Here is a 14,546-nt window from a genome sequence, read left to right as displayed (position 1 = left end):
ATTTAGCGTTTCCGGTGATTTTTTTACCTAAACAACTGTGTCTATCGTAGCGGCGACGATCACAGCCAGACTGGCGATTGGGAGGCACCCCTTGGACTATCAACGCGACATTCGTTTCATTCTCAACGGCACAGACGTGGCGCTGGACGACGTTTCAGCCAGCCAAACGCTTTTGGACTTTCTTCGGCTCGAACGCCGTCTGACCGGGTCAAAAGAAGGCTGCGCCGAAGGCGATTGCGGCGCCTGCACCGTACTGGTGGGCCGACTTGGCAATGCCGGGCTGGTCTATGAGCCCATCAATGCCTGCATTCGGTTTCTGGCCTCGATCAACGGTTGTCATGTGGTCACGGTTGAGCATCTCTCCGGCCCGAAAGGTCGGCTGCACCCTGTTCAGGAAGCAATGATTGAACATCACGGGAGCCAATGTGGTTTCTGCACGCCCGGATTTGTCATGTCGCTTTATGCGCTCTGGATGCAGACGCCCGAACCGACATCGCAAGAGGTTGAAACGGCGCTACAAGGGAACCTGTGCCGCTGCACCGGCTATGAGCCCATCATCAAGGCAGCGGTGGCCGTGTCGCGCTATGGCACGCCATCATCGGATCTTCTGAATGCCGAACGCGCGCAGATAACGACGCAACTGCAAGCGCTTCAGCACGGCAAGCGCATCGTCTCCGGACCCGAAGTCGACCTGAGCATCATCCCGGCTGACGTGGATGATCTGGCCGATTGCCTCTTGAGCTACCCGAACGCAACCATCGTGGCTGGGTCCACAGACGTCGGGCTTTGGGTGACAAAATTCCTACGTAAAATCGGGCCCGCAGTTTTCACCGGCCATCTGAATGCGCTGAAAACAGTTGAGCGTCAGGGAGGGCAGCTAAAAATCGGGGCTGGGGCCAGCTACACCGATTGTCAGGCCATTCTGTCAGAGCACCTGCCTCATCTTCTCCCCTATTGGAACCGTATCGCGGGATGGCAGGTGCGAAACATGGGCACGGTCGGGGGCAATATCGCCAACGGTTCTCCTATCGGTGATACCCCGCCCGTCCTGATCGCGCTTGGCGCAGAGATCACCCTCCGCCACGGTGCTGCCCGTCGAAACGTGCCTCTTGAAAGGTTCTTTATAGACTATGGCAAGCAGGACCGCGCACCGGCGGAATTTGTCGAGAGCATTCAGGTTCCCCTGCCCGGCCCCGATGATTTGAACGCCGCCTACAAAATCTCCAAACGGCGCGACGAGGATATCTCGTCGGTGGCCGTTGGCATCCATATGACGGTGACCGGAAACGTCATCAGCAATGCCCGCATTGCCTTTGGCGGCATGGCCGCGACACCCAAACGTGCAACGGCGGCAGAAGCTGCGCTGAATGGTCAGCGCTGGACGCGAGAAAACTTCGAGGCCGCCGCAGCAGCGCTGGCCGAGGATTTCGAACCGCTTACGGACTGGCGCGCCTCCGCGGCGTATCGAAAGCTTTCTGCTCAGAACCTGCTGCGCCGTTTTTATCTGGAACAGGATGCGCAATGCGCCGCGCCCGTTCAACTGATCAACGCTTAACGCAAGGAGACGCAAAAATGAAAGACAACGTTTCCATCACCGGCACCGCCCACAGCGACCGCATTCATGACAGCGCGTCAAAACACGTCACGGGCGCGGCAGACTACACCGACGACATTACGTTGCCCGAAGGCACGTTGCATGCCTATCTAGGTGTCTCGGATGTTGCTCATGCGACGCTTTTGGACATCGACTTTACCGATGTTCTGGCAACTCCGGGCGTGATCGGCATCCTAACCGCCGAGGATGTGCCAGGCGTCAACGACCTAAGCCCCACGGGTCTGAATGATGAGCCGGTTTTCCCCACTGATTTGATTCAATTTCATGGCCAACCCCTCTTTGCGGTGGTCGCAGAGACACGGGAAATTGCGCGCCACGCCGCAGAAAAAGCCAAGATCAACTGCGATGTTTTACCCCATGCGCTTGATCCCATTCAGGCGCAACAGGCGGGATACCCACACGTCACCGCCCCGCTGAAACTCGAACGCGGCGATGTCGATGGGGCGCTCGAAACCGCCAGCAATCGGATCAAAGGCAGGATTGCTGTGGGCGGACAGGACCACATGTACCTCGAAGGGCATATCGCCTTGGCCATTCCCGGAGAAGACGATGATATCATCGTGCATTCCTCCACGCAGCACCCCTCCGAGGCGCAGCATATGGTGGCTCAAGTTCTCGGCGTGCCCTCGAATGCAGTGGTGGTGAACGTGCGCCGCATGGGCGGCGGGTTCGGCGGCAAGGAAAGCCAGATGAACCTGTTCTGCGCTGTTGCCGCTATGGCGGCGAAAAAGTGGAACCGCGCCGTCAAAATCCGCCCCGACCGGGACCAAGACATGACGGCTACGGGGAAACGCCACGATTTTGTAGTCGATTACGATGTCTCTTTCGACGCGGCCGGACGCATCGAAGCGGTGAATGGCAGCTTTGCTGCACGGTGCGGTTTTTCGTCCGACCTCTCGGGCCCCGTGACCGACCGTGCCCTCTTTCACGCCGATAACGCCTATTTTTACCCGAATGTGCGGCTTGAAAGCCATCCGATGAAGACCAACACAGTGTCCAACACGGCTTTTCGTGGCTTTGGCGGCCCGCAGGGAGTGGTGGCGGCTGAACGCATTATCGAAGAGATCGCCTATGCCACAGGCCAGGATCCACTGGACGTGCGCAAGGTGAACTTCTACGGCGGCGAAGGGCGAGACATCACGCCCTATCATCAAAAAGTCGAAGACAGCATTCTCGAACGGCTTGTCGAGGAGTTGGAAACCACCTCTGACTACCGCCAGCGCCGCAAAGACATCATGGCCTTCAATGAGACCTCGCCGGTGCTCAAAAGGGGGATTGCCCTGACCCCGGTCAAGTTCGGGATCTCATTCACGGCGACGTGGTACAATCAGGCCGGGGCATTGGTGCATGTCTATAACGACGGCTCGATCCACCTGAACCACGGCGGCACAGAAATGGGTCAGGGGTTGAACACCAAGGTGGCACAGATTGTCGCCGAGGCGTTTCAGGTCGATTTTGAGCGGATCAAGATTACCAAGACCACCACTGAAAAAGTGCCGAACACGTCGGCAACCGCTGCTTCCAGCGGAACCGACCTGAACGGCATGGCCGCGCTCAACGCGGTGGAACAGATCAAAGCGCGGTTGGTCGAGTTCGCAACAAAAACTTGGGGTGTCACCGCAGCAGAGGTAAGTTTCCACGCCAATCATGTGTTTATTGGCAAAGACATCCTGACATTTGCGACCTTCATCAAGCAGGCCTATCTTGCCCGCGTGCAGCTTTCGGCGGCCGGTTTCTACAAGACGCCGAAAATCTACTGGGACCGCGCCAAAGGCCAAGGGCGTCCGTTCTACTACTATGCTTACGGGGCAGCATGCTCTGAAGTGACAATCGACACATTGACGGGCGAATACCGTGTCGAGCGTACTGACATCCTGCATGATGTGGGCCGTTCCCTCAATCCGGCGCTCGACAAAGGCCAGGTCGAAGGCGCATTCATCCAAGGCATGGGCTGGCTCACAACCGAAGAGTTATGGTGGGACGATGCCGGACGACTGCGGACCCATGCGCCCTCTACATATAAAATTCCCCTCGCTTCCGACCGCCCACGCATATTCAACGTGAACCTTGCCGACTGGTCGGAGAACCGCGAACTGACCGTGAAGCGCTCCAAGGCGGTAGGAGAGCCGCCCTTCATGCTTGGCATTTCGGTGCTCGAAGCGCTGTCGATGGCCGTCGCTTCGGTGGCCAACTACCGCGCGTGTCCTCGTCTTGATGCGCCGGCCACGCCGGAACGGGTGTTGCTGGCTGTGGCACGGTTGCAGGCCGAGGGGTGAACCATGTCGAATAGCGCCGTTTCTTTGGATGAATTTCTTGCGGCACATGCATCGGTCATTCGCGTCGCATTGACCCGCGTGCGCGGCTCCTCCCCGCGGAACGAGGGAACTGAAATGTTTGCCTCTGCCCAAAGGCTCTGGGGAACGATAGGCGGTGGCCAGCTGGAATTTCTGGCCATCCAAGCAGCGCGGGACATGGTGCAGAGCGGAGATTTGGTGCGAGAGTTGGACGTGCCGCTTGGCCCTGAGATCGGCCAATGCTGCGGGGGAAGGGTCGAAATCCGCCTGACGCGGATGCGGTCATCAGACAAGCGCGCCGCAGCGGACCGGGCTCGCGAGACAAAAGCCGCCCTGCCTCATGTCTATGTCATGGGGGCCGGTCATGTCGGGCGGGCCTTGGCCGACCTGTTTCAACATTTGCCCGTCAGATGCATCCTGATTGACACTCGAACCGAGGAGATCGCCCTCAACACGGCAGCGGTAGAGACCCGTATCAGCGTGCTGCCAGAGGCCGATATCTGGAGCGCGCCAGCGGGCAGTGCCTTTATCGTTCTGACCCATGATCATGCGTTAGACTTTCTGCTGACCTCCGCCGCGTTGGAACGGGGTGATGCCTTGTACGTCGGTATGATCGGCTCAGCGACCAAGCGCGCAAAATTTAAAAACTGGGCGCGCATGCACTGCGACGGCCAAACGATCGAACAATTGAATTGCCCTATTGGGGCATGCGGTAGCCGCGACAAGCGGCCCAGCGTCATTGCGGCCTTCGTGGTTGCCGAGGTGATCGCTGAATTGACCACTGAAACTGCCGCAACCGCCCCGATCGGGGCAATAGAAGCGCCCCACGGGCGCGCATATCTGGGCCGAACGGGGAGACTGGCCTGATCGGCCAGAGGCGTTCCGCCCTATCAGTGGAGGAGACCGTCATGGACGGGAGGACTTATAACTACAAGCTGTTTGCACGCAGCGATTTTAACGCTTTTTGGGCGTTATTTACCGACAACCTTGTGAACTTGCTGATCCTGACTGGCGTTTGCCAGTTCGTGTTTCAGATGCCACCCGAGATCGTTTTTGGCCGCATCGTACCCGGCGCGGCCATCGCCATTTTGGCCGGTGTTGCAGTCTATACCTATATGGCCAAATGGGCCGCCAACAAACAGGGCAAAGACGTCACGGCCCTGCCCTACGGCATCTCGACACCCGTGATGTTCGTCTATCTATTCGGAGTCATCGGGCCAATTTACTGGGCCACGAACGACCCGTTGCTGGCATGGCAGGTCGGCATCGGGGCGGGCTTCATGGGCGGTGTCGTCGCCGCTCTCGGGGCTATCGTCGGGCCGTGGTTGAAAGAGATCACGCCGCGCGCGGGCATGCTCGGCACCCTATGCGGCATCGCGCTTGTGTTTATCGGCTCGGTGCCCTTGGCGCAAATTTTCGAACGCCCAATCATCGCCTTCACCTCGTTATTGTTCATCCTATGGGGGCTGATCGGACGGTTTCGCCTTCCGGGCAACTTGCCTGCCGGTTTGGTGGCAATCGCTGCGGGTACAGTGATCGCCATTGTCTTGGGGGAGTCCGAAGTTGACGTGAGCGGGATCGGGTTCTACCCGCCGGTTCCCTACATCGGGGATCTGCTTGCCGGCATTCAGTATCTATTCGCGAACCCCGAACTGTTCCTCGTGCTGATCCCGGTGCAAATCTACAACTTCATCGAAACCATGAACAACGTGGAATCTGCGGAAGCGGCAGGCGACCACTATCCGGTCGGTCTGTGTCAGGTTACCGATGGTGCGGGCACAATGCTGGGCGCAGTCTTTGGATCGCCCTTTCCGACGACTGTCTACATCGGCCATCCCGCCTATAAACGGCTTGACGCCCATGCGGGCTATATCATTGGCGTTGCTGTCGTCATCGGCGCTGCCGCATTTGTCGGGCTCTTGTCGTTCCTTGCGGGGCTGATACCGGTTGCCGCGGCCGCGCCGGTCTTGGTCTTCGTATCCGTCAGCCTGATCACCAATACGGCATGGGCGGTAAAGCCGATGCATATGGCCGCCGTGTCCTTCGCCATCCTGCCGCATATCTCGGCCTTCTTGGTGACCAAATGGGGTTCGTTGATGAATGCCCTGCGCAGTTCCGGCGTTGAGGGTCTGCCATCTTTGGGTGACGAAGCGCTCACCGCCGCGCTTTTGATGGAAGGCGCGCATTACGAAGGCCATCTGGCGCTTAGTCAGGGGGCGATTATCACCGGACTTATCTGGGGTGCGATCGTCGCTGACATCATTGACGGCCGCTTCAAAATGGCAGGCGGTTTTGCAATCGCAGCGTCTTTGATGTCGTCGGTCGGGATCATTCATTCCTACAAGCTGCAACTGCCGCAGCTGGACCCGATCACCATAGGCTACCTGATCGTCGGCTCCTTTATGTACCTATATCCGTTGGTCGCACCGAAAGAGGACCTAGAGCACCGCATTGTTGTGCCCGATGAGCCAGACTTCATTGACGAAGATATGCCCGCCCATCAGGCGTAACCAAACGATGGGCGGCAGGTTGCCGCCCCTCTAAACTCTTCCTTAGATTTGAGACCCCTATGACCCAAAAACTGCTTCGCGGTCGCCTGTTGACCTTTCACCGCGCGCCGCAAGATGGCTCTGATACCCAAGCCTATACCTACCTTGAAGATGCCGGTTTGTTGATCAGCGATGGCATCATTCAAGACAGTGGTCCCTTCGACAGTATGCTGGCCAAAGCCCCCGATGCGCCAATCACGGATCACCGCCCTCATTTGATGATGGCAGGCTTCATCGACACCCATATTCACTTTCCGCAGGTGCAGGTGATCGCCTCCTGGGGTTCGCAACTGCTGGACTGGCTCAACAATTACACTTTCCCGGAAGAAACGCGCTTTGCCTGCGAAGACCACAGTCACCGCATGGCACAGGCGTTTTTTGATCAGTTGGTTGCGCATGGCACGACCAGCGCCGCCGCATATTGTTCGGTTCACAAGACCTCGGCGGATGCTTTTTTCTCAGAAGCGACGCGGCGCAATATGCGGATGCTGGGCGGTAAGGTTTTGATGGATCGCAATGCGCCAGCCGATCTTCTCGACACGCCGCAGAAAGGGTATGATGAAACAAAGGCGTTGATCTCCGAATGGCACGGCAAAGGCCGGAACGGCTATGTCATAACGCCCCGGTTTGGCATCACGTCATCGCCAGAGCAGATGGAAACGGCGATGACGCTCAGTGCGGAGCATCCTGACTGCCACATCCAGACGCATTTATCCGAAAACAAAGATGAAATTGCCTTCACCAGAGAGCTCTATCCGCAGGCGCGTGATTATTTGGATGTGTACCAGTCCTACGGCCTGTTGCGGGAAAACACATTGTTAGGGCACGCCATTCATCTCGAACCTAGAGAGGTTGACGCGCTGGCAGAAACCGGCGCGCACCCCGTGTTCTGCCCCACCTCGAACCTTTTTCTCGGCAGCGGACTGTTTGATTATCGCAACTTAACTGCGCATGGCGTTCAGAGCGGGATTGCGACGGACGTGGGCGCGGGCACAAGCTATTCGATGCTCCAAACTCTGAAGGAGGGCTATAAAATTCTCCAGCTACAGGGGCAATCTATGCATCCGCTCCAAGCTTTCGATTGGGCGACACGAGGCAACGCCAATGTTCTGGGTCTGGAGGACAAAATCGGTACGTTGGCATCGGGAACAGAGGCAGACGTTGTGATCTTGAACTCATCTGCCACAAGCGCGATGGCCCTGCGCATGGAGCGCGCTGAGAGCCTCGCGGAGGAGTTGTTCGTGCTGCAAATCATGGGGGACGACCGCGCTGTCGAAGAAGTCTACGTGAGTGGCGTTGCTCAAAAAGCTAGCCAAGATCGGCCTGCAGGGGTGGTCCGCTTCAGTAGGGGGATTGCCACCTAGGGCCCCGCGCAGATTCTGCCGATTAGTCGCGATTTGCCGCAGCCTGCCCTTATGTTTGGCGAAGGGCTCTGGGCTGCGGGTCTTGTTCCTGCACGCAAAGCAAAACAGCGCGTTGCCGAAATGCTCATCGGCGTGGTTCAGCGATAGAAGGAACACGACGTCATGCCGCCCGCTCGCACCTGACATGGGTGTCGCGCACCTCCCGTAGCTCTTGCGGGCCTTTGACACAGCTTTCCCGCACATCCGGACAGCGCGGCGCGAAAAGGCACCCGCGGCGTGCGGCAAACGGGTCCGCCGCCGCCGCGCCCAGCTTTTGTTCCGGCAGCCCTACCTGTGGGTCCGGCACCAAGGTCGCGGCAAGAAGGGCACGTGTATAGGGATGGCAGGGATTTTCGAAAAGTGTATCGGTTCCGGCTTCTTCAATCTTTTGCCCAAGGTACATGACAGCCACGTGGTCTGCCAAATGCTCGACCACGGCCAGATTGTGGCTGACGAAAACCATCGTGAGGCCAAGCTCTTTCTTGAGCGAAAGCAGCAGATTGATGATCTGCGCCTGTACCGAGACATCAAGTGCCGAGGTCGGCTCGTCACAGATCAGCACATGTGGGCCGAGGATGAGTGCGCGGGCGATGGCGACACGCTGCCTTTGCCCGCCCGAAAGCTCGCCGGGATAGGAATCGGCCAATCGCGCGGGAAGCCCCACCAGGTCGAGCATTCGCTTGACCTCGGCATCGACATTTGTGCCGCCGTGCAGGCGCAGCGGCTGGCCGACGAGGGTCTGAATGCGCTTGACCGGGTTGAGCGAGGCATTGGGGTTCTGAAACACCGGTTGGATCAGCCGCACGCGGTCGGCCACCGGCATAGCGCCGATATTCTGGCCCGCGATCTCGACCTCGCCTTGGCCTGGTTGCAACAGGCCCAGCATGATGCTGACCGCCGTGCTTTTGCCGCAACCGGATTCGCCGACGAGCCCAAGCGTTTCACCCTCGGCCACCTCAAGCGACAGGTTGTTGACCGCCACCAGTTCCTCGGCCGGAGCGAACATGCCGCGGCGCAGGCGGTAGGCTTTGCGAATGTTGGTCATTCGGATCATGGGAGGCGTCATGCTGCCACCTCCGCTGCCTTGACACATTCAACCAAATGGCCGGGACCGGTGTCGACGCGCGGCACCGGATCATTGACGCAGTCCGGTCCCGCCCGAGCACAGCGGTCGCGAAAGGCGCAGCCCTGCATCGTGCCGATCAGCCCCGGCACGCGGCCCGGAATGGCGGGCAATTCGCTCCCGCGCGGGGTGACGCCCGGTACCGGGATCGCAGCAAGTAGGCCTTGGGTATAGGGGTGGCGCGGCGCGGCAAAGAGGTCAGCGGCAGGCGCGCGTTCGGCGATGCGTCCGGCGTACATCACCGCGACATCGTTAGCGATGGCCGCGACCACGCCCAGATCATGCGTGATTAGCAAAAGCGACAGGCCAAGATCGCTCTGCAGCTCGCCCAGAAGCGCCAAGATCTGGGCTTGAATGGTCACATCCAGCGCGGTCGTCGGTTCATCCGCGATCAGCAGTCCGGGCCGCCCCATGAGCGCCGAAGCGATCATGATCCGCTGGCGTTGGCCGCCGGAGAACCCGTGCGGATATTGCGTCAGCCGCGCCGCCGGATTGGCGATGCCCACGCGGTCGAGCATCTCGATGGCGCGGGAGTCAGCGTCCTTACGGCTCAGCTTTTCGTGGCGCATGACGCCTTCGGTCAGCTGTCGCCCGATGGTCAGCGTCGGGTTCAGCGCGCTGGTCGGATCCTGAAAGATCATCGCAACATCACGGCCACGCAGCTTTGCCAGCTTGCCATCGGTCCTCGTGGTCAGGTCCTGACCCGCCATCTGAAAGCGGTCGGATGTGACCTTGGCGTAGCGCGGCAGCAGTCCCATAATCGAGGTCGCGGTCAGCGATTTGCCGCAGCCCGACTCGCCCACAAGGCAGAGCGTCTCGCCCTTGGCAATTTGCAGATCCACCCCGCGAACCGCGTTCAAGATGCCCCGGTCGGTGGGGATCGAAACGCGCAGGTTGCGAATATCAAGCATCATCTCGGTCATTTCCGTGCAGGTCCCGTTATATCGCGCAGTCCGTCGCCAAAGAGGTTTACAGCCAGCACCAGCAGACAGAGCGCCGATCCGGGAAGGGCGATCAGCCACGGATCAAACAGAATATTGTCGCGACCCTCGGAAATCATCAGCCCCCAGCTTGGCGTCGGGGGGCGCACACCCAGCCCGAGAAAGGAGAGCGCGGCTTCCAGAAGGATCACGTTTGCGACCTCCAGCGAGACGACGACAAGGATCGTGGCGCGCATGTTGGGCAGAATCTCGAGGAATAGGATGCGGGTTCGGCTCGCCCCGATGGCCCGCAGGCCCATGATGAATTCCTGATGTCGAAGGCTTTGTGCGGCAGCGCGGGTGACGACGGCGAACCGATCCCAGAGCAGCAGACCCAGAACCGTGATCAGCGTGATCAGCGACGCGCCGCCAAGTGCCACCGCCGCCAGTGCGACCAGCACGATGGGCAGCGACAGCCGGGTTGTGATGGCAAAGCTGATAACCATGTCGATCCAGCCGCCAAAATACCCTGCAAGAAGGCCCAGCGTGATGCCGATGGCACCCGAGACAAAGATTACCCCCAGCCCCACACCCAGAGACACTCGCGCGCCATAGATTAGGCGCGACAGGTAATCGCGGCCAAGGTGATCGGTGCCTAGAAGATGTTCGGGCACGGAACGGTCATGCCAGAACGGCGGCAGAAGGCGGCGTGTCAGATCCTGCGCGATCGGGTCATGCGGGGCGAGCAACGGCGCCAACAGCGCGATCAAAATGATCCCCGCCAGCAGCGTGCCACCAATCAGCGCCCCGGTATTGCCGCGCATCTTGCGCCAAAGGCTGGGCCGTGCGGTTTCCATGGTGACTTCGGACATCAGGAAGCCCCCCGCAGGCGCGGATCAAGCACAGCGTTCAGAATGTCGGCCAATGTGGTCAGAACGACGTAGAGCAGCGACAGGATCAGGATAATCGCCTGCATCACCGGCAGGTCACTGCGCAACAGCGATTCCCAAGCCAGCCGCCCAAGCCCGTTCAGCGCAAAGACGCTCTCGATCACAATGGACCCGGACAGAAGCTGGCCCAGTTGCACGGCCGCCAGCGATACCAGCGGCAGCACCGCGTTGCGCAGCGCGTGGCGTGAAATCACCAAGTGCATTGGCAGCCCCTTGGCTTTGGCCGCTCGGACGTACTCTGTGGCCAGCACATCGATCATGCCCGAGCGGGTGATCCGCATAAGTTCTGGGATGGCGTAATAGCTCAGCACGATCACCGGCAGGATGTAGCCCCGCCAGGTGTCCGCACCTGAAATCGGCACCATGCCGTACCAGACGCCAAAGACGACGATGGCCATGAGCCCCAGCCAGAAACTCGGGATTGCCTGTCCCGAGACGGCGATCACCAGCGCGAGGCGGTCAATCCAGCCGTTCGGCCTCAGCGCAGCCGCGACGCCCATGGGCACGGCGATCACCAAGGCAACGATGAAGGAGACGAACCCCAATGTCAGGGTGACGCCGACACGGTTGCCGATGATCTCGGTCACCGGCACGTTGAAATAAATGCTCTGCCCCAAATTTCCGGTCAGCGCGCTGCCGATCCAATCGAGATATTGCACAATCAGCGGCCTATCGAAGCCATAGGCGATACGGACCGCCTCGGCGTCCTCGGCCCTGCCACCGGAGCCCGCGATGGCAATCGCCGGGTCGCCCGACAGGAACATCAGCCCGAAGCTCAGCGCCGAAACGGTCAAACAGACCAGCAGCGCCACGGCCAAGCGTTTGGAGATGAAAGAGAGCATGGGTCTTTCCATTAATAGAGGCCGGACGGTGGAGAGCGGTCCGCCCGGCCCTGTTCCGCAGGAGGGGTCAGCCTATTTCCAGCTGGCCGCCCACCAACGGGCGAACTCGTCGGGGTGCGGGGTGAAGTTCAGGTCGTTGGACAGCCCGTAGTTGACGTTGAAGTTGTACATCGGCATCCAATAGGCCTCGTCCGCGACCTTCTTGACGGCCTTGGCGTAGTTCTCGGCGCGCACCTCGCGGTCGGATGCGGTATCGGCCTCGGTCAGCCATTCAGCCAGTTCGGCGTCCTGCACAAGATCGTCCGCGCCGCCGCCAAAGAAGTTCGACAGGATAAACGCCGTGTCGCCAATGCCGTAGCTGCCCCAGTTCGAAAAGAACGCCGGAAGCTCCTTGGCGCGCCATTTGCCGATACCCGAGGAATACTGCTGTTCGTTCAGCTCCAGCGTCACGCCGACATTCGCAAGGTCCGCCGCCACCGCCTCGGCCGTCGGGCGGGGCATGGCGGCAAACACCATTTCCATCTCGAAGCCGTCTTCATAGCCTGCTTCGGCCAACAGAGCCTTGGCTTTCTCCGGGTCGTATTCATAGGCCGCAACGTCCTGCGCGCACCCGAATTGGGCCGGGTTGCAGGGAGTATTCAGCACCTCGGAGGCGCCGCCCGCGAAAGCTTCGACAATCGCGCCTCGGTTGGTGGCATGGATTAGCGCCTGACGTACCTTCTTGTCGGCAATCGGCGTGTTGCCTGCCATCGCTTCCGGTGCAAAACCCACATATCCGATGCGCATGATCGGCGCGCTGATGATTTGAACCCGGCCTTCCAGACGCGACGCCTGATCCGGGGGAATGCGCCAAATCCAGTCTAGCGAGCCCGACATCAGCTCGGCATACTGGGTGTTCATTTCGGGGATGGTACGGACGGTGATCTTGTCGATGGTCGCGCCACCCTTGGGGCTGGCGGCGTAGTGATCTTCAAACCGCTCCATCTCGTAGCGAATGCCCGGCTCTTGGCTCACCAGCTTGTACGGCCCGGTGCCGATCGGTGTGGCGGCTATCCCGGCAGACCCGTTTTCAGCAAAGAACTCATGCGGATAGATCGGAAGCGCATCGGCCAGCATCTCGACCGCGCCGGCAAAGGGCTTGGACATATTGATGCGCACCTTGTAATCGCCCAGCATCTCGACGTTGTCGATCCAGTCGACCGAAATCGAATAGCGGGTGCCGTATTCCGGGGTGATCACGGTGTTGAGCGTTTCGACCACGTCGGCGGCGGTGAAATCGGCGCCATTGTGGAACTTCACGCCCTGACGCAGAGTGAACTCCATCGTCAGCGGGCCGGTGAATTCCCAAGATTCCGCCAAAGCAGGCACGATCTCTCCCGTGTCGAGGTTCTTGTAGAGCAACCCGTCATAGATGTGCCGCGCGAGGATCAGGCCCTGACGACCGGCGATCTTATAGGTGTCAAGCGGCTCGGGTTCGGCGGCGAAGGCCACGTTGAGCGTATTGGACGCCTTGTCGGCCAATGCGGGCGTGCCCAGCATCAGCGCTGTACTGGCGGCAAGCGCCGCCATCCCGGTGAAGCGTTTTCTAGATACAGTTTGAATCATGGGTCTCTCTGTCGGTTGAGTGAAGTGAAGAAAGGTGGTGCCGGTTTTCCGGTTCTAGGAAGGTTGCTTTGCGCCCCGCGTGATGTCGGCCAGTGTCTCGCCCGCGCGCAGGCGTTCGAGAATCCCGACCTCGTCTTCCTGCATCTTGCGGGCGCGCGCCGCGTGGTTTGCGGCTTGCTTCTTGTCCAGCACGACAACGCCGTTTTCGTCGGCGAGGATCATGTCGGCAGCCCGGACGGAGACACCGCCACAGCCCACTGTCACGTTGAAGTCGCCGCCAAGCCGACGCGGCTTGGTGGTGATTGGCGAGCGACCGCGGCACCAGACGGGGAAGTCTTCGTGCTCTATGGCGGACCGGTCGGTGACAAAGCCGTCAATCACCGCGCCCACCACGCCGCGCGCCTTGGCGGCGGCGGTGGTAACCGCACCCCAGCAGGCATGGCGCAGATCGCCGCAACGGTCGATGACAATGACCTGACCGGGTTTCGCGGCAGAGAGTGCATCGGTGAGCATCGCGCCATCGTCGCCTTGTATGCGCACGGTCAGCGCCGGGCCAAATACCCGACGGCCGGGCAACAGCCCCTGCAGCGACGGCGCCATGAAGCCGGTTTCAAGGAAATGGCCCAGCGTGGCCGTTTCGATGTCCGAGAGGTCGAGTTGGGGTGTCATGCTCTGTCCTGTCGCCTGTTTTCTAGCAAAAGGATGGCGGTGAGAGAGCTAATGGGTCAAATAGCCGGGAGTTATGACAAGCATAACCCCCGGGCCGGGGTGCGGAGCTCAGACTGCCGCGGTGACGATGAATTCAACCTTGTAGTCAGGCGTGGCCAGCTTGGCCTCGCCACAAGCACGCGCGGCCGGATTGGCAAGATCAATCCATGCGTCGTAGACCGCGTTCATCTCTTGGAAATCTGCCATGTCGGCCAGCCAGATAATAACCTGCAACAGCTTGGATTTACTGCTGCCTGCCTCATCCAGCAGGCGGTCGATGGCATTCAGGCAGTCCTGGGTCTGGGTGGCGACATCGGCACCGGCGGTGCCGACTTGGCCGGCGAGGTAGATGGTGTTGTTGTGAATGACGGCCTGGCTCATGCGCGGGCCTGGGTGCAGTCGTGTGATGCTCATGCTTTTCGCTTTCCGATTAAATGAGCGGCAAGCCTATCCGAAGGCGGGCGAAGCGCACAGTTGCGCCACATAGGCGCTGTCAATCACAGGCATTCGCATTGACTATGTGGCCAGTGACCAAAA

General features: G+C 60.0%; 12 protein-coding genes. 5 read left to right on the top strand and 7 right to left on the bottom strand.

The genetic code is table 11. The annotated features are described in order from the left end of the window. Positions 1-91 precede the first annotated feature (91 nt). The 5 genes from xdhA to guaD are packed head-to-tail and all read left to right on the top strand — an operon-like array spanning position 92 to position 7,822. Entirely contained in the window at positions 92-1,555 is a 1,464-nt protein-coding gene (xdhA, locus tag O4H31_RS05035; RefSeq protein ID WP_269343434.1) for a xanthine dehydrogenase small subunit, read from the top strand. 17 nt (positions 1,556-1,572) lie between these two features. Further along, complete coding sequence (gene xdhB, locus O4H31_RS05030) at positions 1,573-3,891, top strand: xanthine dehydrogenase molybdopterin binding subunit (protein WP_269343431.1); 2,319 nt, start codon at positions 1,573-1,575, stop codon at positions 3,889-3,891. A gap of 3 nt (positions 3,892-3,894) precedes the next feature. Further along, a complete protein-coding gene (xdhC, locus tag O4H31_RS05025) occupies positions 3,895-4,776 on the top strand; it encodes a xanthine dehydrogenase accessory protein XdhC (protein ID WP_269343429.1) in 882 nt (293 codons plus the stop codon). A gap of 41 nt (positions 4,777-4,817) precedes the next feature. Further along, positions 4,818-6,419, top strand: a complete 1,602-nt coding sequence (locus tag O4H31_RS05020; protein ID WP_269343427.1) for a xanthine/uracil/vitamin C permease — start codon at positions 4,818-4,820, stop codon at positions 6,417-6,419. 59 nt (positions 6,420-6,478) lie between these two features. Next, complete coding sequence (gene guaD, locus O4H31_RS05015) at positions 6,479-7,822, top strand: guanine deaminase (protein ID WP_269343425.1); 1,344 nt, start codon at positions 6,479-6,481, stop codon at positions 7,820-7,822. A gap of 160 nt (positions 7,823-7,982) precedes the next feature. On the opposite strand, the gene O4H31_RS05010 is transcribed toward guaD, so the two are convergent. The 7 genes from O4H31_RS05010 to O4H31_RS04980 form a co-directional block, all read right to left on the bottom strand. Beyond that, on the bottom strand, positions 7,983-8,915 hold the full coding sequence (locus O4H31_RS05010) for an oligopeptide/dipeptide ABC transporter ATP-binding protein (protein WP_269343423.1): 933 nt from the start codon (positions 8,913-8,915) through the stop codon (positions 7,983-7,985). Between the two features lie 8 nt (positions 8,916-8,923). Then, the gene (locus O4H31_RS05005) at positions 8,924-9,898 is read right to left on the bottom strand and encodes an ABC transporter ATP-binding protein (protein WP_419723586.1); all 975 of its coding nucleotides are present in this window, start codon (positions 9,896-9,898) and stop codon (positions 8,924-8,926) included. Between the two features lie 5 nt (positions 9,899-9,903). Then, a complete protein-coding gene (locus O4H31_RS05000; protein WP_269343419.1) occupies positions 9,904-10,776 on the bottom strand; it encodes an ABC transporter permease in 873 nt (290 codons plus the stop codon). Next, positions 10,776-11,696: an ABC transporter permease gene (locus O4H31_RS04995; RefSeq protein WP_269343416.1), complete on the bottom strand. Its 921-nt coding sequence runs from the start codon at positions 11,694-11,696 to the stop codon at positions 10,776-10,778. The genes O4H31_RS05000 and O4H31_RS04995 overlap by 1 nt, the downstream gene beginning before the upstream one ends. Positions 11,697-11,768: 72 nt before the next feature. Next, on the bottom strand, positions 11,769-13,301 hold the full coding sequence (locus tag O4H31_RS04990; protein ID WP_269343414.1) for an ABC transporter substrate-binding protein: 1,533 nt from the start codon (positions 13,299-13,301) through the stop codon (positions 11,769-11,771). A gap of 54 nt (positions 13,302-13,355) precedes the next feature. Next, on the bottom strand, positions 13,356-13,970 hold the full coding sequence (locus O4H31_RS04985) for an RraA family protein (RefSeq protein WP_269343413.1): 615 nt from the start codon (positions 13,968-13,970) through the stop codon (positions 13,356-13,358). 108 nt (positions 13,971-14,078) lie between these two features. Beyond that, positions 14,079-14,423, bottom strand: coding sequence for a RidA family protein (locus O4H31_RS04980; RefSeq protein WP_269343412.1), 345 nt, complete (start codon positions 14,421-14,423; stop codon positions 14,079-14,081). Positions 14,424-14,546: the final 123 nt, after the last annotated feature.

This window comes from Sulfitobacter dubius (assembly GCF_027214245.1).
GTDB classification, from domain to species: Bacteria; Pseudomonadota; Alphaproteobacteria; order Rhodobacterales; family Rhodobacteraceae; genus Sulfitobacter; species Sulfitobacter dubius_A.
This window is presented reverse-complemented; position numbering and strand designations above follow the sequence as displayed.